This is a genomic window from Acinetobacter sp. SFB (genome assembly GCF_001647545.1).
Taxonomy (GTDB): Bacteria; Pseudomonadota; Gammaproteobacteria; order Pseudomonadales; family Moraxellaceae; genus Acinetobacter.
On the sequence record NZ_LSZH01000011.1, the window covers coordinates 150,390 to 172,221 of the forward strand.

23 protein-coding genes and 1 pseudogene are annotated in these 21,832 nt (G+C 39.7%); 10 read left to right on the plus strand and 14 right to left on the minus strand.

The genetic code is table 11. The annotated features are described in order from the left end of the window. The first annotated feature begins 9 nt into the window (after positions 1-9). Positions 10-2,286, plus strand: coding sequence for an ATP-dependent Clp protease ATP-binding subunit ClpA (gene clpA, locus AY606_RS05220; RefSeq protein WP_067865779.1), 2,277 nt, complete (start codon positions 10-12; stop codon positions 2,284-2,286). Positions 2,287-2,397: 111 nt separating this feature from the next. Then, the gene (locus AY606_RS05225) at positions 2,398-2,751 is read left to right on the plus strand and encodes a YnfA family protein (protein ID WP_067865782.1); all 354 of its coding nucleotides are present in this window, start codon (positions 2,398-2,400) and stop codon (positions 2,749-2,751) included. Between the two features lie 26 nt (positions 2,752-2,777). On the opposite strand, the gene AY606_RS05230 is transcribed toward AY606_RS05225, so the two are convergent. The 3 genes from AY606_RS05230 to AY606_RS05240 form a co-directional block, all read right to left on the minus strand. Beyond that, entirely contained in the window at positions 2,778-3,248 is a 471-nt protein-coding gene (locus AY606_RS05230) for a hypothetical protein (RefSeq protein ID WP_067865785.1), read from the minus strand. Between the two features lie 98 nt (positions 3,249-3,346). Next, positions 3,347-4,267 carry an ornithine carbamoyltransferase gene (argF, locus tag AY606_RS05235; protein WP_067865788.1) on the minus strand — a complete coding sequence of 307 codons (921 nt, stop codon included), beginning with the start codon at positions 4,265-4,267 and terminating at the stop codon, positions 3,347-3,349. Positions 4,268-4,379: 112 nt separating this feature from the next. Continuing rightward, positions 4,380-5,030 carry a TetR/AcrR family transcriptional regulator gene (locus AY606_RS05240; protein ID WP_067865792.1) on the minus strand — a complete coding sequence of 217 codons (651 nt, stop codon included), beginning with the start codon at positions 5,028-5,030 and terminating at the stop codon, positions 4,380-4,382. A 247-nt stretch (positions 5,031-5,277) separates the two neighbouring features. Here AY606_RS05240 and prpB point away from each other — a divergent pair, with 247 nt between their 5' ends. Together prpB and prpC are read left to right on the plus strand one after the other, a co-directional pair. Next, a complete protein-coding gene (gene prpB, locus AY606_RS05245; RefSeq protein WP_067865795.1) occupies positions 5,278-6,153 on the plus strand; it encodes a methylisocitrate lyase in 876 nt (291 codons plus the stop codon). A 30-nt stretch (positions 6,154-6,183) separates the two neighbouring features. Then, complete coding sequence (gene prpC, locus AY606_RS05250; protein WP_067865798.1) at positions 6,184-7,320, plus strand: bifunctional 2-methylcitrate synthase/citrate synthase; 1,137 nt, start codon at positions 6,184-6,186, stop codon at positions 7,318-7,320. Between the two features lie 61 nt (positions 7,321-7,381). Here prpC and AY606_RS05255 read toward each other — a convergent pair whose 3' ends face one another. From AY606_RS05255 to AY606_RS05265, 3 genes and pseudogenes are all read right to left on the minus strand, one after another. Then, the gene (locus tag AY606_RS05255) at positions 7,382-8,005 is read right to left on the minus strand and encodes an aminotransferase (RefSeq protein WP_067865801.1); all 624 of its coding nucleotides are present in this window, start codon (positions 8,003-8,005) and stop codon (positions 7,382-7,384) included. A 2-nt stretch (positions 8,006-8,007) separates the two neighbouring features. Next, positions 8,008-8,485: pseudogene (locus AY606_RS05260) on the minus strand (CinA family protein). Positions 8,486-8,748: 263 nt separating this feature from the next. Further along, entirely contained in the window at positions 8,749-9,201 is a 453-nt protein-coding gene (locus AY606_RS05265; RefSeq protein ID WP_067865804.1) for an internalin, read from the minus strand. Positions 9,202-9,427: 226 nt separating this feature from the next. Between AY606_RS05265 and pyrG the strand changes: the two genes are divergently transcribed. From pyrG to rodA, 6 genes are all read left to right on the plus strand, one after another. Continuing rightward, the gene (gene pyrG, locus AY606_RS05270; protein ID WP_067865807.1) at positions 9,428-11,065 is read left to right on the plus strand and encodes a CTP synthase; all 1,638 of its coding nucleotides are present in this window, start codon (positions 9,428-9,430) and stop codon (positions 11,063-11,065) included. 39 nt (positions 11,066-11,104) lie between these two features. Next, on the plus strand, positions 11,105-11,962 hold the full coding sequence (gene kdsA / locus AY606_RS05275) for a 3-deoxy-8-phosphooctulonate synthase (protein ID WP_067865810.1): 858 nt from the start codon (positions 11,105-11,107) through the stop codon (positions 11,960-11,962). Positions 11,963-12,007: 45 nt separating this feature from the next. Next, a complete protein-coding gene (gene eno, locus AY606_RS05280) occupies positions 12,008-13,297 on the plus strand; it encodes a phosphopyruvate hydratase (RefSeq protein WP_067865813.1) in 1,290 nt (429 codons plus the stop codon). A gap of 16 nt (positions 13,298-13,313) precedes the next feature. Beyond that, positions 13,314-13,709 (plus strand): cell division protein FtsB, encoded by a 396-nt coding sequence (ftsB, locus tag AY606_RS05285; protein ID WP_067866602.1) that lies wholly within the window; start codon positions 13,314-13,316, stop codon positions 13,707-13,709. Beyond that, positions 13,699-14,391, plus strand: a complete 693-nt coding sequence (gene ispD, locus AY606_RS05290) for a 2-C-methyl-D-erythritol 4-phosphate cytidylyltransferase (protein WP_502692111.1) — start codon at positions 13,699-13,701, stop codon at positions 14,389-14,391. The genes ftsB and ispD overlap by 11 nt, the downstream gene beginning before the upstream one ends. An 82-nt stretch (positions 14,392-14,473) precedes the next feature. Beyond that, positions 14,474-15,610: a rod shape-determining protein RodA gene (gene rodA / locus AY606_RS05295; RefSeq protein WP_067865817.1), complete on the plus strand. Its 1,137-nt coding sequence runs from the start codon at positions 14,474-14,476 to the stop codon at positions 15,608-15,610. 60 nt (positions 15,611-15,670) lie between these two features. On the opposite strand, the gene AY606_RS16065 is transcribed toward rodA, so the two are convergent. The 8 genes from AY606_RS16065 to AY606_RS05330 all read right to left on the minus strand — a co-directional run bounded on the left by AY606_RS16065 (position 15,671) and on the right by AY606_RS05330 (position 21,818). Next, positions 15,671-15,844, minus strand: a complete 174-nt coding sequence (locus tag AY606_RS16065) for a hypothetical protein (RefSeq protein WP_155858125.1) — start codon at positions 15,842-15,844, stop codon at positions 15,671-15,673. Between the two features lie 387 nt (positions 15,845-16,231). Then, positions 16,232-16,528, minus strand: coding sequence for a cyd operon YbgE family protein (locus AY606_RS05300; protein ID WP_067865820.1), 297 nt, complete (start codon positions 16,526-16,528; stop codon positions 16,232-16,234). Between the two features lie 3 nt (positions 16,529-16,531). Next, a complete protein-coding gene (gene cydX / locus AY606_RS05305; protein ID WP_067865823.1) occupies positions 16,532-16,633 on the minus strand; it encodes a cytochrome bd-I oxidase subunit CydX in 102 nt (33 codons plus the stop codon). A gap of 23 nt (positions 16,634-16,656) precedes the next feature. After that, positions 16,657-17,802 carry a cytochrome d ubiquinol oxidase subunit II gene (gene cydB / locus AY606_RS05310; protein WP_067865826.1) on the minus strand — a complete coding sequence of 382 codons (1,146 nt, stop codon included), beginning with the start codon at positions 17,800-17,802 and terminating at the stop codon, positions 16,657-16,659. Continuing rightward, positions 17,799-19,385: a cytochrome ubiquinol oxidase subunit I gene (locus tag AY606_RS05315; RefSeq protein ID WP_067865829.1), complete on the minus strand. Its 1,587-nt coding sequence runs from the start codon at positions 19,383-19,385 to the stop codon at positions 17,799-17,801. The genes cydB and AY606_RS05315 overlap by 4 nt, the downstream gene beginning before the upstream one ends. Further along, positions 19,385-19,576: a cytochrome oxidase putative small subunit CydP gene (cydP, locus tag AY606_RS05320; RefSeq protein WP_067865832.1), complete on the minus strand. Its 192-nt coding sequence runs from the start codon at positions 19,574-19,576 to the stop codon at positions 19,385-19,387. The genes AY606_RS05315 and cydP overlap by 1 nt, the downstream gene beginning before the upstream one ends. A gap of 477 nt (positions 19,577-20,053) precedes the next feature. Beyond that, positions 20,054-21,148, minus strand: coding sequence for a porin (locus tag AY606_RS05325; protein WP_067865835.1), 1,095 nt, complete (start codon positions 21,146-21,148; stop codon positions 20,054-20,056). 256 nt (positions 21,149-21,404) lie between these two features. Further along, positions 21,405-21,818: an HIT family protein gene (locus AY606_RS05330; RefSeq protein ID WP_067865839.1), complete on the minus strand. Its 414-nt coding sequence runs from the start codon at positions 21,816-21,818 to the stop codon at positions 21,405-21,407. Between the last annotated feature and the right edge of the window lie 14 nt (positions 21,819-21,832).

The window sequence follows — 21,832 nt, forward strand, 5'->3', positions numbered from 1 at the left end:
GGGGATTACATGCTCAGTCGTCAATTAGAAGTATCTTTACGTTTGGCTGTAAGCATGGCTCGTCAAAAGAGACATGAGTTTCTCACGGTTGAACATTTATTGTTGGCTTTACTGGATAATGATTCTGCTGTCAATGCGCTTAAAGCGTGTGGGGCGGACATTATCGTTCTGCGTAAAGAACTTGAAGAATACGTTGAACAACATACCCCTAAATTAGGTGAACATAGCGATCAGGCGCCACATCCGACAGAAAGTTTCGATCGTATTCTGCAACGGGCAATTTTCCATGTGCAATCCAGCGGCGGTGATCGAACTGTTGAAGGTGCAGATATTCTTGTTGCGATGTACTCTGAACGTGATTCTTTTGCAGTCTACTTGCTTAAACGCCATCAAATTAACCGTTTAACTTTAACTCAGTATTTATCTCACGGTACGCGTAAAGAAGAAGTGCAAGCCGAAGAAGAAGTTGAGGAGCTGGATGGTGAAACCTCGAGTTCTTCAAATGCAGGCCCACTCGATTTATATACCACTAATTTGAACATCGAAGCTCAAAAAGGGAAAACAGATCCTTTAATTGGGCGTGAAAAAGAAATTGAACGTGCCGCACAGATTTTATGTCGCCGTCGTAAAAATAATCCTTTGCTTGTAGGTGACCCGGGTGTAGGTAAAACCTCGATTGCTGAAGGTTTGGCTTGGTTGATTGTGAATGGTAAAGCGCCTAAACCACTTGCTCATGCAGAAGTATATAGCTTGGATATTGGTGCACTGGTGGCAGGCACCAAATACCGTGGTGACTTTGAAAAACGCTTGAAACAATTGTTGAATGCGCTGAAAAAGAAACCGGAAGCCATTTTGTTTATTGATGAAATTCACATGATTATTGGTGCAGGTTCCAGTATGGGTAGCACCATGGATGCATCAAATTTAATCAAGCCGGCCTTGTCGAATGGTTCATTACGTTGCATCGGTTCAACGACTTTTCAAGAATATCGCCAGGTTTTTGAAAAGGATCATGCTTTATCACGTCGCTTCCAAAAGATTGATGTCAATGAGCCCTCTATTTCTGAAACGATTGATATTTTACGTGGCTTAAAATCTAAATTTGAAGATTTTCATCATGTTGAATATGACGATAAATCTTTGGTCGCAGCCGTAGAGTTATCAGCGAAATTTATTAATGATCGCTTCTTGCCGGATAAAGCCATTGATGTGATTGATGAGGCCGGTGCACAGCGCCGTTTGAAAGCAGAGCAAGATGATACTCTGATTACAGTTGAAAATATCGAAGATATCATCTCTAAAATTGCACGTATTCCACCGAAAACCGTATCGAAAGATGACAAGACAGTATTAAGTAATCTGGAACGTGATCTTAAACGTGTGGTATTCGGTCAGGATGATGCAATTTCAGCGCTTGGTTCTGCCATTAAATTATCGCGTGCCGGCTTGAAATCACCTGATAAACCGGTAGGTAGCTTTGTGTTTGCAGGTCCTACTGGGGTAGGTAAGACTGAAGTCACTAAACAGTTGGCTAAACTGTTAGGGGTGGAACTGGTTCGTTTTGATATGTCTGAATATATGGAACGTCATGCGGTTTCACGTTTAATTGGCGCACCTCCAGGCTATGTTGGTTTTGATCAGGGTGGCTTGTTGACTGATGCGATTCACAAAAGTCCGCATTGCGTATTGCTACTGGATGAAATAGAAAAAGCGCATCCAGATGTGTTTAATTTGTTATTGCAAATTATGGATCATGGCGCATTGACCGACAACAATGGTCGCAAGTCAGATTTCCGTAATGTGATTCTTGTTTTGACCACCAATATTGGTGCGGAAAGTATTTCTCGCGCGAGTATCGGATTCATGGAACAAGACAACAGTAATGATAATAAAGATGCAATGAAAAAAGCATTCTCACCTGAATTCCGCAACCGTTTAGATGGCGTGATTCAGTTCAATGCATTACCAACTACCGTGATTGAAAATGTTGTGGATAAATTCCTGACTGAGCTTCAAGCTCAACTCGATGACAAGAAAGTGATTCTTGAAGTCGATCAGAGTGCGCGTGAATGGATGGCTGAACATGGCTATGACCGTTTAATGGGTGCGCGTCCAATGCAACGACTGATTCAAGAGCATTTGAAAAAACCGCTCGCTGAAATGATTCTATTTGGTGAGCTGGCTGAACACGGTGGTAATGTCGCTGTTTCTGTGAAGAAAGAAGATGGTAAAGCGGTCGGCTTGAAGCTAGAAGTATTTGAAGATCAAACTGCTGAACCTGCATAATTATCTGAACTGTTGAAATAACCCGTGTCCGCACGGGTTATTTTTTTCTATTTAGTCTCATCTTGACCTTTTTTAGAGAAAGAAGATGCGAATCAAACGATATAAGAGTTGATGGATATTCAAATTACCAAAGTGATAACCACTTTTTGCCTGTTTTTTATCACTGCAATCGCAGAAATTTTGGGTTGTTATTTTCCTTATCTCATTTTAAACCAAGGGAAATCACACTGGTTATGGCTTCCCACAGTTTTAAGTTTGGCTGTATTCGTTTGGTTGCTGACTTTGCATCCCGCAGCCTCAGGTCGAATTTACGCAGCTTATGGCGGAATTTATATTTTTACCGCATTGATGTGGCTACGCTATGTCGATCAGGAGATCTTAACGCGTTGGGATCTGTTCGGTGGGTTGGTTGTCCTGCTAGGGGCAATGATGATTATTTTGCAACCGCAGGGTTTGATACGTTAGTCAGCCTAACGTATCAGATAGACCAGTTAAAACTGGCACTCGGTATTTTTAATTTTCAGCTGATAATTCTTATCATTTGAACTGAGCTTGATTGCCACATGGTATGGATTTATACGTTGGAATTCATGCTCAAATAATAAATGACAATTTTGAATTAAATTTTGTTTAATCAGGTATTTTACTTTTTTATCCCCTATATCTTCAGCAAATTGACCAAAGTCAGGTGTCGTAATAATGCCTTGAAGATCTATATGATCGGCATAGAAACGCAATTGTTCAATCAGTATGTTTTGATCGACTTGATAGGGCATGGTGCGCGAGTCTTCATCACTGATGACATCTAAAATTTCATTCAATGCTTTGGTGTCTTTAATTTTATAAGTTTGGTCGATTATCTGTTTTTTGACTAGATATTGGTCGAGTTCTGTGGCTTTGGCTTGTGCTGTATCGATTAAAAGTAAACTGCTTAGGCATAAAACGATTTTTTTAAAAGACATGGTTATAATTACTTATAAAATTTATGGATTTATTATACTTATTTGAGTGTAAAAAAAGCACCCGAAGGTGCTTAGTTTTATAAGGTTTTTCTAATCAATTAGTCTTTCTTTAAATTTTCATTGAGTAAAAATTCAACCAAAGCTTTTTGAGCATGTAAGCGGTTTTCTGCTTCATCCCACACTACGGCATTTTTATGGTCAAGCATATTTTCAGAAATTTCTTCACCACGGTGAGCAGGCAAGCAGTGCATGAATAGGCAATCTGGATGCGCTAAATCCATGAGTTTTTCATTTATCTGAAAATCAGCAAATGCTTTTTCACGAATTTTCTGCTCTTCTTCCTGGCCCATACTAGCCCAAACGTCAGTCACGATCAGGTTAGCATTAACAGCTGCATCTTCAGCTGAGTCAACCAGTTCTACGCAATGAGCAAATTCAGACAAGAATTTCTCTTGGGGTTCATAGCCTTTAGGTGACGCGACTTTTAATTTAAAGCCCCACATATGGGCTGCTTCAATATAAGAGTTGCACATATTGTTGCCATCACCAATCCATGCCACTGTTTTTCCTTCAATAGAACCACGCTGTTCTAGATAAGTTTGCATGTCGGCAAGCAGCTGGCAAGGGTGATGATCATCAGTCAAGGCATTGATGATGGGTACTTTTGAATAAGAAGCAAAGCGTTCTACGATGTCATGACCAAAAGTACGGATCATAATAATATCAAGCATGCTTGAAATCACGCGTGCAGAATCTTCGATCGGCTCACCACGACCCAATTGAGTATCGCGAGAAGAGAGGAAAATTGCACTACCACCGAATTGACTCATACCTGCTTCAAACGAAACACGTGTGCGGGTACTCGATTTTTCAAAAATCATGCCCATAACTTTACCGACAAAAGGTTGGAACACCTCATTGCTGTGTTGCTTGCGTTTAAGTTCAATCGCGCGCTGCAAAATTTGGTTAAGTTCTAAAGTCGATAAATCGCGTAAGGTCAGAAAGTGACGTAGAGCCATGGTTACTCCACAATAATTGCTGAATAGAAAACAAAACAACAATTAGTTGTTGGTTGGTTAAGTGAAAAGGGAATCGATTAATATACTATAAGCAGACCGAATTGCAAAAAAACTAGACTTTTTGATGGCCTTCCAAGAAGCGATCGACGCAATATTGAATGTATTTGAGCGTTTCCTGATCATTTTCTTGGATTGGAATACCCATTAACACTCGCCATTCTAGATTTCGTAAAATACCAAAATAGAATTGGGCAGAGTAAATAGGATTTTCGCATTTTAATAGACCAGTGTTATGCGCCTTTTCTAAAGCACAAGCAATAGCAGTTTGAATATGTTTCGGCCCTTGTTCATGAATATACTCGGCAAGTTCTGAACTATGCTGGGTACGTTCTAAAACCAGTCGCATAAATGCTGCATTTTCTGGTTGTAATAAATGATGGTGAAAATTAAGCAGGGTATTAATCAGGTAGTATCTTAAATTGTCTTTATCTTGTTCAAATGGCAGGCAGATGTCCTTAAAAAATTGCTCACGGCGATAATCACAAATAGCAGTAAACAAGCCGTCTTTATTGCCAAAAAACTTATAGATCGATGCCTTGGAGCCGCCAGCATGATTGACGATGTCATCTAAAGATACCGCATCATAACCCCTCTCTAGAAATAGCGCATTTGCACTAAGCAAAAGCGCTAGACATCGTTCATGACCACGTTTGGTTTGTGGCATGTCGCGACCTAGGGGTTCTAACTGAGCGAGTTCGTGCATATGGCTTATAGCATCAATAGTCAAACAAATGAAAACATTTGCAATGATAGCAAAAATATGCGCACATTTCTTAAAATAAAGGTTTTGTCTTGTTGAACTACAATTATGAAAAATGGAAATAATACTATGTGTTTGGTGAATACTTGACTAAAGTTTTAGAGTATAAGTTCTAAATAGTCATAGATATGAAGATGTTTATGGATATACTCGGATTTCGATAAGTAAAGTGAAAACTGTGGAAAGGAATATGACAGAACAAATGTCTGCAGGCTTAAGATTTAGACAAGCACTGGAAGTGGAAAAACCATTACAAATTATCGGCACAGTAAATGCCTATGCAGCCATGATGGCGAAGGAAGTAGGTTATAAAGCCATTTATGTCTCTGGTGCAGGTGTTGCCAATTATTCTTATGGTTTACCTGATTTAGGGATGACCAGTTTAGACAATGTTCTTGAAGATGTTCGTCGTATTACTGAACGTGTAGATACCCCATTGTTGGTGGATATTGATACAGGTTGGGGCGGTGCATTTAATATCGCTCGTACAGTTAAACAAATGATTGCTGCAGGTGCCGCCGCAGTTCATATTGAAGACCAGGTTGCACAAAAACGTTGTGGTCACCGTCCGAATAAGGAAATCGTCACCCAGCAAGAAATGGTTGATCGTATTAAAGCTGCGGTAGATGCTAAAACTGACTCAAACTTTGTGGTGATGGCACGTACAGATGCCTTGCAAAAAGAAGGTTTGCAGGCGGTTATTGACCGTGCCTGTGCCTGTGTTGAAGCCGGGGCAGATGCTATTTTTGCTGAAGCAATGACGGACATTACCATGTATCGCACAGTCTGTGATGCAGTGGGTGTTCCGGTATTGGCAAACATTACTGAATTTGGCGATACACCTTATTACACGGTAGATGAATTGGGTGAACAAGGCATCAGCATGGTGCTCTATCCACTGTCTGCAACACGTGCAATGCAAAAAGCAGCATTGGAAGTGATGCGCTCAATTCGTGAAAATGGCACGCAAGTTAATGTATTGGACAAGATGCAACAACGTAAAGAACTTTACGAATTCCTTGATTATCATACCTTTGAAAATACATTAGATAAATTGTTCAAATAAATAATTGATTGAAGATGGAGAATTAAAAAAATGGCTGAAGGAAAAGTACTCACAGGCGCGGGATTGCGTGGACAAGTAGCAGGTAAAACAGCACTATCAACAGTGGGTAAGAGCGGAGCAGGCTTAACTTATCGTGGATATGACGTGCAAGATCTGGCTGAAAACTGTCAATTTGAAGAAGTCGCTTACCTGATTTTCTTTGGTGAATTGCCAACAGCAGAACAGCTTGCAGCTTATAAAACCAAATTAAAATCTTTACGTGCGATTCCACCCGCATTGAAAGAAGTTTTAGAACGTATTCCAGCTGATTCACATCCCATGGATGTGATGCGTACCGGTGTTTCGATGCTCGGTAACTTGGAAACAGAAAAATCTTTTGATGAACAGCAAGATGTTGCAGACCGTATTTTAGCGACTTTGCCTGCAATTATTTGCTATTGGTATCGTTTTAGCCATGATGGTGTGCGTATTGAAGAAAATACGGATGATGACTCAATCGGTGCGCAATTCCTGCATTTACTTCGTGGTGAAAAGCCAAATGAGTTGCATGAACAAGTGATGAATGTATCGCTTATTCTGTATGCGGAGCATGAATTTAACGCTTCAACATTTACTGCACGTGTATGCGCTTCAACATTATCTGATATGCATTCATGTATCACCGGTGCAATCGGTTCATTGCGTGGTCCATTGCATGGTGGTGCAAATGAAGCAGCCATGGAAATGATTGAGAACTGGACATCAGCTGACGAAGCTGAGCGTGAAATGCTTGGCAAGCTTGAGCGTAAAGAAAAAATCATGGGCTTTGGTCATGCAATCTACAAAGACAATGACCCACGTAATGACATCATTAAAATCTGGTCTGAGCGTTTAGCAAAAGACGTAGGTGATACGGTACTTTATCCGGTATCTGTACGCTGTGAAGAAGTGATGTGGCGTGAGAAGAAATTATTCTGTAATGCGGACTTCTTCCATGCATCTGCATATCATTTTATGGACATTCCAACCAAACTGTTCACGCCAATCTTTGTGATGAGTCGGGTAACAGGTTGGGCTGCACATGTGATGGAGCAGCGTGCGGACAACCGTATTATTCGCCCAAGTGCAGATTATACCGGTCCTGAATTACGCAAAGTGGTGCCGATTGCAGATCGTACTGCAGCATAAATTTACCAAAAATGTCATAAAGCCTCTTCGGAGGCTTTATTTTTGAGATCTTTTTAGATTTTTATTTTTTAAGTGTCAGTAAAACTGGATCTTCAATGGTGTAGCCGGTTTCAAAAGGAATCCCAAGGTATTTAACCGCAACAACGATTTTATTATGTTGCGGAATTTTGAATGCTTGGGAAATATTCAAGTTGGGTTTATAGGCTTTAGCTATATGTTGCAGACTACTTAATTGCGGTGTAACGACTTTATAACGATACTGATATTCGGTGATAAAACCATCCAACCCAGAGTTTACCGATTTTTGTACACGTGTTTTCTTCAAGATTTGAACGTTAGCAGAAGCTTTATTTACAGCAATTAAGGGTGTTAATCTTTTTTTAATTTTTAAAATATCTTTATTGAATTGAGTGCTCTCTTGATCGTAATCAATCTTCTTGGTTTTAGGATGGATATAAAGTGAATTGACCTGAATGAGTTTCTCAGGCTGCTTATTATTTTTAAATTGATAATAATAAAGTTGTGGCAGACGACCACGACCATCTTCATAGTGTTTGAGTAGATAGACTTTTTGGTCTTTGGCATCGTAACCTAAAAATTCTACATTTTGAGGTCCTCCAACAGTGGCAAAACTGGTGCAGGGGAGCATGATTAAACTAAATATAAAAGTTTTCAATTTCCACATAACTAAGCTACCTCAATGAGTTTGATGATTTCTGCTGCAATATGCTGGATTAAGACAGAAAGCTTATGTACAGGCGTTCCATCAATAAAATAATAAAAGTTATGCATTTTATTTAAGTATGAAATTGAGGCGAAAAATGCACCTTCAGGTTTTGTTTTTGTTAAGCTACCACCAAGTTTGGGTAGGCCGGTACAAGCGATAATATTATTTTGCGTGATTAAATCGCTTGTTTCCATGGATTGCCATGGCCTCTATGACTTCGGTAGATTCGGTCAATTATTTTTCTATAAGCTCAGTATTAATCTTTAGGCGATCAATTTTAATAGTTTGATCATAACTGACCAGTCCACCCAGCAAAATTTCTGCACCGCTATTTTTATAAATAGAAAATTGACTGGAAAGGTAGCCAGAGCTGGCGCTTTCAATAAAAGCAATCTTTAATTGATGTTGTTCAAGTAGGTCACAACATTTTTTTAACATTATTAAAAACCCTAAAAGTTATCTGTATTTTAACTCAAATACCACTAGGCTCTGGTGTTGCAGTAGAGTAAGAGGTATTAAGTTTTAAATTTTTTAATTCATTTTTTCATTTCAAATGAATAGCGTGGTTTCTATTTTTAGCAGTATTATTTTTTTGGGATTAAAATTAAATTGTCATCCAGAGTGATCCAATATGCATGAATCATCCAATAAAAAAACCCAGTAAAATCACTGGGTTTTTTGCATGTAAACTAAAATTTAACTTAGTTTTCAAGCGCAGGCGTTGCAGCAGCAATTGCAGCAGCAACCGCATCATCTTCAGACTGATTAGCAGAATTTGATTTTGATGGTGTTGCTTGAGTTGGTTTTTCTTCAGCTTTAGGTGCTTCAGGCTTTGGTGCTGCAGCTTTAGGCGCTTCCGGTTTTGGAGTTGCATCAGCGGCAGTTTGTTGAAGAGTTTCACGTACTTCGCGGCGAATAACAGTTGTCGTATTCGCAGTTTCTTGGCGTTCAATTTGAACCTGTTCAGGAGTTTCAGTTTGTGTGTTTTCAGCTGAATCTAATGGTTGTAACTGAACAGGTTCATTCACTTGTTCAGTTTGTTGAGTTGTCTCAACTTTTTCTTGCTCATCTTCTTTCGGTGCTTCTTTTTTTACACACGCTGTCAATAATAAACTTGCTGCAATAGCGCCACAAATCAAAATTTTTTTATTCATAATTGCACAAAACAAAGCATTAATAGGATGCCAGCATTATAACAGCAAATGCGAATATAAAAATCCTCTCTAGTACCTCTAATTTTTTATCGGAAATGCTGATAGAATAGCCAATTGTTTATTGTTCTTTGAATTGATGCGGAATGACTTTGCTTTATAGGTACAGAGTAAAGTAAAATTGCGCAACATTGCAGGCCGATTTAGGCTCGATTGTACGAGAAACCCAATGACCCATTTTATTTTCGTGACTGGTGGTGTAGTTTCATCACTAGGTAAAGGTATTTCAGCTGCTTCAGTTGCTGCACTTTTAGAAGCCCGTGGTTTAAAAGTAACCATGGTCAAAATGGATCCATACATTAATGTCGATCCAGGGACAATGAGTCCTTTCCAACATGGTGAAGTTTTTGTCACAGAGGATGGTGCTGAAACTGACCTAGATTTGGGTTATTACGAACGTTTCTTGCGTCGTGCGAAAATGACCAAACTGAATAATTTCACCTCAGGTCGTGTTTATCAAGACGTACTCAATAAAGAACGTCGTGGTGATTACCTGGGTGGTACTGTTCAGGTTATTCCACATATTACGGATAATATTAAAGAACGTGTTCTTCGCGCAGGTGAAGGCTATGACGTTGCGATTGTTGAAATTGGCGGCACAGTAGGTGACATTGAATCTCTCCCATTCATGGAATCTGTTCGTCAGTTAATGGTTGAGCTTGGTCATAACCGTACTATGCTGATGCATTTGACATTGTTGCCATATATTAAATCTGCTGCTGAACTTAAAACCAAACCAACGCAGCACTCTGTAAAAGAACTTTTGTCGATTGGTATTCAGCCAGATATTTTGATCTGTCGTACAGAATATGATGTTGATGCAGACACAATCCGTAAAATTGCCTTGTTCACTAACGTTCAGGCGCGTGCTGTAGTTGTTTGCAAAGATGCGCGTTCAATTTATCAAATTCCACGTACTTTCTATGAACAAAATGTTGATGATTTAATTTGTGAACGTTTTGGTTATAACGATTTGCCAGAAGCTGATCTTTCAGACTGGGATAATGTCGTTGAAGCATTATTTAATCCTGAATATACAGTTCGTGTAGCGATGGTCGGTAAATACGTTGAACTTCCAGATGCCTATAAATCTGTAAATGAAGCACTTTTACATGCTGGGGTTAAAAACCGCGTTAAAGTTCAAATTGATTATGTCAATGCTGAAGAACTTGAAAGCCAAGATGTGAATGAAGTGTTGAAAGATGCTGATGCAATTTTGGTTCCAGGTGGTTTCGGTGAACGTGGTACTGAAGGCAAAATGAAAGCGATTCAGTTTGCCCGGGAAAACCAAGTACCATTCTTGGGTATTTGTCTGGGTATGCAACTTGCAGTGATTGAATATGCACGTAACGTTGCCGGTATTGCTGATGCAACCTCTACCGAATTTAACCGTTCAACTAAATCGCCACTCATTGGTTTGATTACTGAATGGTTAGATGAGCGCGGCGAAGTTCAACAACGCAGTGTTGAATCTGATCTTGGTGGCACCATGCGTTTGGGTGCTCAAAAATCAGAACTGGTTGAAGGGACAAAAACACGTGAAGTGTATGGTAGCGCGGACATTATTGAACGTCACCGTCACCGCTACGAAATGAACAACCGTTATATTCCTGTGCTTGAAGAAAATGGCATGAAAATTTCAGGTTATTCACCCGTGCAACATCTAGTAGAAACAGTTGAAATTCCTCAACATCCTTGGTTTATTGCTGTACAATTCCACCCGGAATTTACAAGTTCTCCACGTGATGGACATCCATTATTTGCTAGCTTTATTGACGCTGCTAAAAAACAGTATCAAAAAAACTAAATAATATTGGTCTAGGAATAAACTAGGAAAGTTTAAATAATGTCGCAATTAAAACCACAAGAAATTGTACGTTTAGGCGATATACAAATGGCAAACCACTTGCCATTTGTATTATTCGGCGGAATGAATGTACTTGAATCTAAAGACTTAGCTTTTGAAATTGCTGAAACTTATGTTGATATCTGCACACGTTTAGATATCCCGTATGTATTTAAGGCAAGTTTTGATAAGGCCAATCGCTCTAGCTTGAACTCTTTCCGTGGCCCCGGTCTGGAAAAAGGTCTTGAGTGGTTAGCGGACATTAAAAAACATTTCAATGTACCGATCATTACTGATGTACATGAGCCTTACCAAGCTGCACCTGTTGCTGAAGTGGCTGATATTATTCAGCTTCCTGCATTTTTGAGTCGTCAGACTGATCTGGTGGAAGCCATAGCAAAAACTGATGCCATTATTAACATCAAAAAAGCACAATTCCTTGCTCCACATGAAATGCGTCATATTTTGCATAAGTGTCTGGAAGCTGGAAACGACAAGCTGATTATTTGTGAACGCGGTTCTGCTTTTGGCTATAACAACTTGGTTGTAGACATGCTGGGCTTCGATATCATGAAAGAAATGGATGTCCCTGTGTTCTTTGATGTCACCCATGCGCTGCAAACTCCAGGCGGCCGTGCAGATTCTGCAGGGGGACGCCGTGCGCAAATCACTACGCTTGCGCGTGCGGGTATGGCAACTGGTTTGGCGGGTTTATTCCTGGAAGCACATCCAGATCCAGAACATGCCAAATGTGACGGTCCATGCGCACTGCGTATGTCACAGCTTGAGCCGTTCTTGGCGCAATTAAAAGAATTGGATACTTTGGTTAAAGGATTCAAAAAGTTAGATACTCATTGATGCTTTAGATAGCATCTAGTTATTCAATCAACTGAGGAATTGTTCATGAGTCAAATCGTTGACATTCGTGCACGTGAAATTTTGGACTCTCGTGGTAACCCAACCATCGAAGCAGACGTAATCTTAGAATCTGGCGTGGTTGGCCGTGCATGTGCACCATCTGGTGCTTCAACTGGTTCTCGTGAAGCTTTAGAACTTCGTGATGGCGACAAAGCGCGTTATTTAGGTAAGGGTGTTAAAACTGCGGTTAACAACGTAAACACTTTAATCCGTGATGCTCTCGTTGGTAAATCAGTATTCGAACAAAAAGACATCGACAACACGATGATCGCTTTAGACGGTACTGAAAACAAAGAAAAATTAGGTGCAAATGCAACTTTAGCGGTGTCTTTGGCTGCTGCTCGCGCTGCTGCTGATGAAAAGAAAATTCCTCTTTTTCAATATATCGCAGATCTTCGTGGTCAAACCATTTTAACGATGCCTGTACCAATGATGAACATCATCAATGGTGGTTCACATGCAGACAATAATGTAGATATTCAAGAGTTTATGATTGAGCCTGTGGGCTTCACTTCATTCTCTGAAGCATTGCGTGCCGGTGCTGAAATCTTCCATTCTTTAAAATCAGTATTAAAGAAACAGGGTTTAAATACAGCAGTTGGTGATGAAGGCGGTTTTGCACCAAACCTTCGTTCTAACGAAGAAGCAATTACTGTAATTCTTGAAGCGATTGGTCAAACTGGCTACAAAGCAGGTTCTGACATCATGCTTGCACTGGACTGTGCCTCTTCAGAATTCTACAAAAATGGTCAATACATTCTTGCAGGCGAAGGCAACAAAGCATTTACCAGCAACCAGTTCTCTGACTATTTAGCGGGTCTGGTTAAGCAATACCCAATTATCTCAATTGAAGATGGTTTGGACGAGTCGGATTGGGAAGGCTGGTCTTACCTGACTTCAATTCTGGGCGATAAAATCCAGTTGGTTGGTGATGATTTGTTTGTTACAAATCCTAAGATTTTACAACGTGGTATTAATGAGAAAGTCGGTAACTCGATTTTAATCAAATATAACCAAATCGGTACCTTGAGCGAAACTTTAGATGCAATCTATCTTGCGAAAGCAAATGGTTACTCTACTGTGATTTCACACCGTTCAGGTGAAACTGAAGATTCTACAATTGCTGACTTGGCCGTAGGTACGGCAGCGGGTCAAATCAAGACCGGTTCACTTTGCCGTTCTGACCGTGTTGCTAAATATAACCAATTGCTTCGTATTGAAGAATTGACTCATGCTGCATATCGCGGTAAAGCTGAATTCAAAGGTTTGAACTAAGCGACTAATGCAATTTATGCTAAGTATATTTAACTCCGCTGTGAGTAAAGTATTATTGGGCCTTGCGATCATTTTGATCGCAGGGTTTCAGTACTTATTCTGGTTTGGTGAAGGTGGTTATCATGACCATCAAAAATTAGCCCAAAAAATTCAACAACAAACAGCCACAAATACGGAATTAAAAGAACGTAATCGTGTGTTGGCTGCCGAAGTCTATGATTTAAAAAATGGGATTGAAGCCATTGAAGAACATGCACGTTTAGATCTGGGTTTGATCAAGCCGCGTGAAACTTTTGTGCAAATGAGTACAATTGGTACCCACTATAAACCGATTTATATCGATCCAAATGCCAAAGTTGACTTAAGAACAAATGAAGATGCTACCGGAGCTTCAACAGCAAATGCGCCATAAAATTTGGGCGGTTATTCCTGCTGCAGGTTCTGGAAGTCGTTTTTCTAAAACTGAACTTAAACAGTATCAAATGATTCAAGGTGAAACTGTGTTAGAGCATACGGTAAGCCGGTTGAATGATTTGCCTTTGTCGGGTTATGTGTTGGCGATCAGTGAAGATGACTCGGTGGCGAAAACATTAAATTTTACTCAGCCGGATAAAGCTCATTTTTGTGTTGGTGGGGCAGAGCGGGTTCATTCTGTTCTAAATGCTTTGACTTATTTAAGTCAGATTGCATCAAAGGATGACTTGGTCTTTGTGCATGATGCTGCACGTCCTTGTGTCACCCAAGATTGCTTAAATCGTTTAGTGAAGACTGCAATACAAGAAAACTGTAGTGCGATTTTAGCTATTCCTGTACGTGATACTTTAAAATTTGTTGAAAAATCTAATAATATTAATAAAACCGTAAGCCGTGATAATTTATGGCAAGCCCAGACCCCGCAAATTTCAAAGTTGGGTATTTTAAAACATGCTATTGAACAAGCATTGCAAGATGGTGTCACCATTACTGATGAATCCAGTGCCTTGGAGTATGTAGGTGAGTCGGTAAAAGTGGTGCAAGGTCGGTCAGACAATATCAAAATAACCTATTCAGATGATTTGGAACTCGCAAAATTGATTTTAACAGTACAAAAATAAAATAAAATTGATGTCAGATGTATTATCTGGCTGGCTTTAAATTTATACTTTGCCATCGCATTTAAACACTCAAATATTTCAAATGATACCATCATCCCAGTATCGTTTTTTACGTCACTCTTTACGTGATGGTAGAAGCATTAAGCATGATTCCTCCAGATGGGCTAGATTACATTTAGATCCTTGGCTACTTTGTTTTCTTTTATTGAATTCAGCATTGGGGTTGATGGTCGTTTATAGTGCAACCATGCAAGACAGCAGCATGGTCATTCGTCAAGCTACAAGCTTTGGTGTCGGCTTTATTATCATGTTTTTATGTGCCCAGATTCCACCAAAAGTCTATCAGGCAGCAAGTCCCTATTTTTATATATTGGGCATTGTGCTGCTGGTGCTGGTACTGATTATTGGTGATACCCGCTTGGGTGCCAAGCGTTGGCTTACCCTCCCGGGTATAGGCAGTATGCAGCCCAGCGAGATTATGAAATTTGCCATGCCGTTAATGATGGCTTGGTTTTTTTCTCGTCGTGCTTTTCCTCCCACATTTGTTCAGATTGTCATTGGACTGATGTTAATGATGTTTCCTTTTGTGTTGGTGGCTTTGCAACCTGACTTGAATATTGGACTCATTATTCCTGGTATTTTTGCTTTATTTCTTTGCGGGATGTCATGGCGTTTAATTTTAGGTGCATTGACGGCGTTGGCAGTTGCCGCACCATTAATCTGGATGTTTTTATTACAAACCTATCAAAAGAAACGGATTCTAACTTTATTTGATCCAGAGTCTGATGCATTGGGGGCAGGTTGGAATATTATTCAGTCGAAAATTGCCATTGGTTCGGGCGGTTTAACCGGTAAAGGATATTTGACAGGGACGCAGTCGCATCTTGGCTACTTACCAGAGCATCATACTGACTTTATTATGTCAGCCTATGCTGAAGAATATGGCTTTATTGGGGTGTTTTTATTATTTAGTCTTTTTTCCGCCATTATTATCCGTTGCTTGATGATTGGCTTGAATAGCTTCCATAATTTTGGTCGTTTATTTGCCGGAACCATTGGATTGACGTTCTTTTTCTTTGTATTTTTAAACTCGGGAATGGCGAGCGGTATTTTACCTGTCACCGGTGATCCATTGCCGCTGATGAGTTATGGTGGTTCGGCTGTAATTTCAATGTTGGCGAGTATGGGTATTGTGATGTCGATTCATACCCATCGATAATAGAATAGGGTCGTACCTGTTACAAAAGCCAGAGCATTACTCTGGTTTTTTAATTTTTAATTAGGGATGTTTTATCTTACGCTTTTCACGTGCAATACTGATGTTGGCTAAGACTGGGCATTTTTGTTCTAAAGCTTTATTAATCATCATCTTATGTGGTAAGCAGGAATGTGGCGGTTTCGGTAAAAGTTGATGAATTTTATTAATGACATTGCCAACTTGCTTTTCATTCATTGGTTTATTTTTTTATGAGTATATCTTCGGCAATGTGGAGTAAGCCATCGACCATGAAGCTTTCAATTTTGTTGTCATGTTGCTTCCATAATCCTGAGCGAATATTCTAAATTTATTCTTTGGCTTTATTCAGTAGCGGATTAAATATATTTAAGTATATTAAGCATATTAAGCATATTAAGCATATTAAGCATATTAAGCATATTAAGCATATTAAGCATATTAAGCATATTAAGCATATTAAGCATATTAAAATAATAACTTAAAGGTTATTACATGATTCTGATTTTCTAAGTGATATTTTTTTTAACGATCTGTCCAAAACGAATGTTGTTTGTTATAGGTCATAAAAAAGCCCTCAATTGAGGGCTTTTTTACAGTCAATGTTTAGGCGAGTAACCAGGTGTAGTAACCCCAAAGCATCAGCGGCCATGCCAGAAATGGGCTAAATAACCATTTCCATAACCAGAACTTTGGTATAAAACCCACACCATGAATAAAACCACCTGAAATACCGATCATGATATACATCATGCTACGGTGACTGTATTCACCATTTACATCTAGCATCATTGCTGGATGAATCAATAAAACGGCTGCAAGTGGCAATGCCAACAAAAATGAAATGGCCATTGCAAACTTGTTCGGCTTTTTAGTCTCTGTTGTTATTGCAACTTCAGTCATTTTCTATTCCTTATCCAAATCTTGATTGTGTTCAATGTAAAGTGCGCTAAGTACACCTGCAAAACACGCCATTAAAATTCCAAGAATCCAAGCGAAATACCACATATCTATTCTCCTTGCACACAAGCTTAGTAAAGGCTGTGTGAATTATCCTGAACGTGTTTATTGGTGATCACACCCCACATTTTGTAGTAACACCAAGTGGTGTATATCAAAATGAGTGGGACAAAAATACCAGCCGCTACAGTCATTACAGTGAGCGTATTTTTACTCGAAACTGCATCCCACATGGTAAGACTAATTGCAGGATTAAGACTAGATGGCATTAAGAATGGGAACAGTGCAAAACCGGCAGTCAGGATTGAACCGATAACTGCAAGACTCGAACCGAGGAAGCTGAAACCTGCCTTGTTTTTACCCGCAGCAAGCACCACGATAATCCCGCCAAGAATACCTGTGATTGGTGCAAGCATCGTAATTGGGTAAGTCGAGTAGTTGTTCATCCAGCCATGGTTGCTATTGGTAAGCACTTCTTTGGCTAAAGGATTGGCAACCCCATTGGTATCAAATGGTTCTACCAAGGTATAACCTTCAATCCCACCGAAGTATAACCATGCACCTGCACCTAGGAAGCAAATGAGGTAAACCAACCCCATGATTTGCGTCGCTTTAGCAGAACGGTTTCGTAACGCACCATCGGTACGTAGCATCAACCAAGCACCACCATGTGAACATAGCATTGATAAGCTGACTAAACCGCAAATCACTGCAAATGGATTAAGCAGTGCAAAGAAGCTACCTGTGTAGGTTGATCGCACAGTTTCATCTAGGGTAAATGGAACGCCCAGAAACATGTTGCCGAACGCCACACCAAAGACCAAGGCTGGGACAGCACCACCGATAGCTAAACCCCAATCCCAAGACGTACGCCATTTGGTATTTTCTAGTTTAGAGCGATAGTCAAAACCCACAGGTCGTAAGAATAAGGCGAACAAAACCAGAAGCAGTGCCCAATACATGCCAGAAAAGGCTGTGGCATAAACCATAGGCCATGCAGCGAAGAGTGCACCACCGGCAGTAATGAACCAGACCTGGTTGCCGTCCCAGTGTGGGGCAATGGTATTGATAGCCGCACGACGTTCGTCATCATTTTTACCTACGAACGGCATGATTGCCATGGAGCCCATGTCGAAACCATCGGTGAGGGCAAAGCCAATCAGCAATACACCAACCAATACCCACCAGATAATTTTGAGAAGTTCATATTCGATCATGATTGAGTCTCCGCAGCAGTCTGGTTTTGAGCATCATCTTTTTCAAAATGGTATTTACCAGTATGTAAAGAACTTGGACCTAAGCGAGCAAATTTGATCATCAAGTACATTTCGATAATCAGAAGTACGGTATAGAACGCTGCAAGCGCAATGATTGAACCCCAAATGTCACCAGTGCTTAAGCTAGAAGTAGACAGGTGGGTAGGTAAAATCTCACCAATTGTCCATGGCTGACGACCACCTTCAGCCACGTACCAGCCTGTTTGTGTAGCGATCCAAGGCAATGGAAGTCCGTAAAGTGCAAATTTAAGTAGCCAAGGTTTATTCTCTGCATTGCGTTTAGCCACTGCATAAGTTGCAAGGATAAATAAAAGCAGCATTAAGAAACCTGAAGCCACCATGGCGCGGAATGAGAAGAACAGGGCAGTTACGTTAGGAATAGTATCCTTGGTTGCTGCCTTAATTTGCTCTTCAGAAGCATCAACGACATTCGACGTGTATTTTTTAAGAAGCAAGCCATAACCCAGATCTTTTTGGTTTTCTTGGAAAGAAGCCATAAGCGCTGGTGAGCGATCGCCTGCACGAAGTTTTTCAAGTTCGGCATAGGCATTCATGCCATTGCGAATACGAAGCTCATGTTGAACCATCAGATCTTTTAACCCAGTCACTTCTTTATCAAGAGAACGAGTCGCAATGATACCCATCACATATGGAATGCGAATAGCGTAGTCAGTACGTTGTTCTTGTTGATTTGGAATACCAAACAAGGTGAAGGGTGCTGGAGCAGGGTGAGTTTCCCATTCTGCTTCAATTGCAGCTAATTTGGTTTTTTGTACATCACCCAGTTCATAACCTGATTCATCGCCCAGTAAAATAACGGAGAATGTTGAGGCTAAACCAAAGATGGCAGCAATGGCGAAAGAGCGACGTGCAAAAGGCAGGTCACGTTTTTTGAGCATGTAGAAGCTGGAAATTGCCAGAACGAAAACTGCCCCAGTCACATAACCTGAAGATACCGTATGGACAAATTTAACCTGAGCCACCGGGTTGAAAATCAGTGCGCCGAAATCAACCAACTCCATACGCATGGTTTCAAAGTTAAATGCTGCACCGACAGGGTTTTGCATCCAGCCATTGGCAACTAAAATCCAAAGTGCGGACATGTTTGAACCAAGTGCAACCAGCCAAGTCACGCCTAAATGCTGAACTTTGGAAAGTCGATCCCAGCCGAAGAAGAATAAACCAATAAAAGTTGATTCGAGGAAGAATGCCATCAGACCTTCAATAGCAAGTGGCGCACCAAAAATGTCACCTACATAGTGAGAATAATAGGCCCAGTTTGTGCCAAACTGGAATTCCATGGTTAAACCAGTAGTCACTCCTAAAGCGAAGTTAATACCGAAGAGTTTGCCCCAGAATTTGGTCATGTCTCTATAAATTTCTTTACCGGAAATCACATAGGTGGTTTCCATAATGGCAAGAATAAAAGCCAGACCGAGAGTAAGAGGTACAAATATAAAGTGATACAACGCGGTCATTGCAAATTGGAACCGCGAAAGATCGACCACGCTTTCAGAAATCATCAACGTGTCTCCTGGATTTGGGAAGGACTGCCGGCAATATGCTCGGCAACTTGAGAATCAAAATTTTTGGGAATAGTAGGGGTGTCAAACCAGATATGTTTAATCGTTAACAAGAGAACAATCTTAATTATTAATATGATTGTTATCTCGCGAACTAATTTTTGGTTGAAATCTTTGGGTATTAAGCTCATGCAAATAAGCCTATTTTCAAAACATAATGGATATTATTAAACAAAAAGTAACTAAAAATAAATAGATTAAACAGTTAAAGTAAAAATATATTATTAAATTCAATAAAAACAATAGTTTGTATTGTTGATATGTTAAAAAATAAACTAAATTTTTATTGTTTTAAAGTTGACTAAAATGCTTTGTTATAATATTTTTAATCCCGATCAAAATGATAAGATATTATATTTAAAGTTGACTAAAACAGTAGTGTTGAATATTTATAATCTGACTAAAAAGATATTTATTAAATGAGATTGATTTGTATTTTAATTAAAATACAGATTTTAAAAAGAGAAGAATACTGAGGGCGAGGGAACAAGGATAAATAAAATATTGGATATTTTATTTATGAAAGCGATTATGAGAATATGATTTAAATAAAAAGACCGCCCCGAGGCAGTCTCATGTTAAGGATTTTAAATTTTAGAGACCGAATTTTAGAATTTGATTTCCATGCCTAGACCGTAAACACTTTCATCAGCATTACCTTTTTTAGGTGAGTTATCCCATTCACGTTGAATTGCGTTAGCAAATAATTTGGTTTGGCTGTTTAATTTATAATCTGCACCAATACCCCATTGGTCTACAGAACTATCGCCCGACGCACCACCCAGTACTGCATAGTCAGTATCTGCTTGTTGATATTGAGCTTTAAACGTCCACGGTGTATTTGCAAGTTTGTAAGTTGCAGAGATTAACCATGCATTTTCTTCTACTTTATTATAGTCACCTGCATAAGCGGGTGTAACCGAAAAGGCTTGAAGATTGGTGTAATCTGAAATTTCAGCAGTTTGCCACATTGCGCCTAGATATAAGCCAGTCGCACCAATTTTACCCAGGTCGAAAGAACCACCAACACGGATGGCATCAGCTGGAGCATTTGAGATACCAACAGCAGCGAAGTCACCTATAGATTTGAAGTTGCCTGCAATAACACCTTCGAAGCCTAGATCTTTATTGGCATAGGAAAGTGAAGTAGAGATACCATCACCAAGGCTGTCACGTGCTCCATCAGTATATTTAGTTGTTTTGCTTGTCGACTCGCCTTGTTGAGCTTGAAGCGCAAATACTAAACCACCCATCAGTTTAGGATCGGTTTCAATACCAATCACATTTTCTACACGTTCTTCGCCGTACATCATTTCTTTAATATCAGCGTGTGCATAGTCATTAAATACATCACGATATCCACCAGCAGCATCTTTAAATGGGGTGTCCATAATACCGGCTTTTAAGGTACCTACATCAGCCCATTTTAAACCGGCGAATATATTACGTTTTTTAAAGACATCATCACCACCATCGACATCTACTTCCCATTCGGCTTGGTAAAGAGCAGAGAGTTTATCCGTCAGTTTCTCTTCCCCTTTAACACCAATACGGGAAGCATTTGAGTTTAGTTCGGTTACTGAATCTTTGCCGTTATCATAGCTGTCAACACTTACGTTCAATTTACCATATACAGTTGGTGCTGCTTGTGCTGCACTCATCCCCATAGCCGCTACAACAGCAGCGAGAAGCAATTTTTTCATTGAGATTTCTCCAAAACACGGTTCTAAATGGCATTTGCCTGACTTGACACTTTTTTTAGTTTGCCTAAGTACAAAAAGTTACAGAAGCTCACCAACTTGCTATGCAGTATCTGTAATCTTTGTGACAAAAAAGTGAATGACAAATGACAGTTTGATGACGTGTTTAGATGGGTCTTTAAACTAAATATTTCTTTTTTATTCTATATTTATAAAAAAATGGAGCCGAAGCTCCATTTTTTTTTGAATTCATTTTAAATTACAGTGCAGCTTTAATTTTTTCAGCCAAGGCTTGGATTTTTTCTTGATCACCCATGTCTAAAGCATGTTTGCCCAACTCATGAACCGAACTTGGAATAAGGTGAAAATGTACATGCGGAACAGTTTGACCCGCAGATGCGCCTGAAAGTTGCATTAGTACAATACCTTTGACTTCGAGGGCTTTTTCCATTGCTTGCGCAATTTTTTGCACAATCTGAATGGTATACGCAGCAGCTTCAGGAGGTAGATCGAGTAATGTGATCGCAGGGGTTTTAGGGATAACCAGCGTGTGACCTTCAGCTTGTGGCATGATGTCCATAAAAGCAAGGACTTGATCATCTTCATAGACTTTAATTGCAGGAATTTCGTTGCGAATAATTCGTGCAAAAATATTTTGATCATCGTAAAGCATGGCTAATCCTTAAA

Bases quoted from the DNA above. Each gene is read 5' to 3' on its own strand.
- eno (WP_067865813.1), top strand. From the start codon at position 12,008: ATGAGTCAAATCGTTGACATTCGTGCACGTGAAATTTTGGACTCTCGT.
- prpB (WP_067865795.1), top strand. From the start codon at position 5,278: ATGACAGAACAAATGTCTGCAGGCTTAAGATTTAGACAAGCACTGGAA.
- kdsA (WP_067865810.1), top strand. From the start codon at position 11,105: ATGTCGCAATTAAAACCACAAGAAATTGTACGTTTAGGCGATATACAA.
- argF (WP_067865788.1), bottom strand. From the start codon at position 4,267: ATGGCTCTACGTCACTTTCTGACCTTACGCGATTTATCGACTTTAGAA.
- AY606_RS05300 (WP_067865820.1), bottom strand. From the start codon at position 16,528: ATGACTGAAGTTGCAATAACAACAGAGACTAAAAAGCCGAACAAGTTT.
- prpC (WP_067865798.1), top strand. From the start codon at position 6,184: ATGGCTGAAGGAAAAGTACTCACAGGCGCGGGATTGCGTGGACAAGTA.
- AY606_RS05315 (WP_067865829.1), bottom strand. From the start codon at position 19,385: ATGATTTCTGAAAGCGTGGTCGATCTTTCGCGGTTCCAATTTGCAATG.
- rodA (WP_067865817.1), top strand. From the start codon at position 14,474: ATGATACCATCATCCCAGTATCGTTTTTTACGTCACTCTTTACGTGAT.
- AY606_RS05230 (WP_067865785.1), bottom strand. From the start codon at position 3,248: ATGTCTTTTAAAAAAATCGTTTTATGCCTAAGCAGTTTACTTTTAATC.
- AY606_RS05265 (WP_067865804.1), bottom strand. From the start codon at position 9,201: ATGAATAAAAAAATTTTGATTTGTGGCGCTATTGCAGCAAGTTTATTA.
- AY606_RS05325 (WP_067865835.1), bottom strand. From the start codon at position 21,148: ATGAAAAAATTGCTTCTCGCTGCTGTTGTAGCGGCTATGGGGATGAGT.
- AY606_RS05330 (WP_067865839.1), bottom strand. From the start codon at position 21,818: ATGCTTTACGATGATCAAAATATTTTTGCACGAATTATTCGCAACGAA.
- cydB (WP_067865826.1), bottom strand. From the start codon at position 17,802: ATGATCGAATATGAACTTCTCAAAATTATCTGGTGGGTATTGGTTGGT.
- AY606_RS05255 (WP_067865801.1), bottom strand. From the start codon at position 8,005: ATGTGGAAATTGAAAACTTTTATATTTAGTTTAATCATGCTCCCCTGC.
- ftsB (WP_067866602.1), top strand. From the start codon at position 13,314: ATGCTAAGTATATTTAACTCCGCTGTGAGTAAAGTATTATTGGGCCTT.
- AY606_RS05240 (WP_067865792.1), bottom strand. From the start codon at position 5,030: ATGCACGAACTCGCTCAGTTAGAACCCCTAGGTCGCGACATGCCACAA.
- AY606_RS05225 (WP_067865782.1), top strand. From the start codon at position 2,398: ATGGATATTCAAATTACCAAAGTGATAACCACTTTTTGCCTGTTTTTT.
- pyrG (WP_067865807.1), top strand. From the start codon at position 9,428: ATGACCCATTTTATTTTCGTGACTGGTGGTGTAGTTTCATCACTAGGT.
- cydP (WP_067865832.1), bottom strand. From the start codon at position 19,576: ATGAGCTTAATACCCAAAGATTTCAACCAAAAATTAGTTCGCGAGATA.
- ispD (WP_502692111.1), top strand. From the start codon at position 13,699: ATGCGCCATAAAATTTGGGCGGTTATTCCTGCTGCAGGTTCTGGAAGT.
- cydX (WP_067865823.1), bottom strand. From the start codon at position 16,633: ATGTGGTATTTCGCTTGGATTCTTGGAATTTTAATGGCGTGTTTTGCA.
- clpA (WP_067865779.1), top strand. From the start codon at position 10: ATGCTCAGTCGTCAATTAGAAGTATCTTTACGTTTGGCTGTAAGCATG.
- AY606_RS16065 (WP_155858125.1), bottom strand. From the start codon at position 15,844: ATGAATGAAAAGCAAGTTGGCAATGTCATTAATAAAATTCATCAACTT.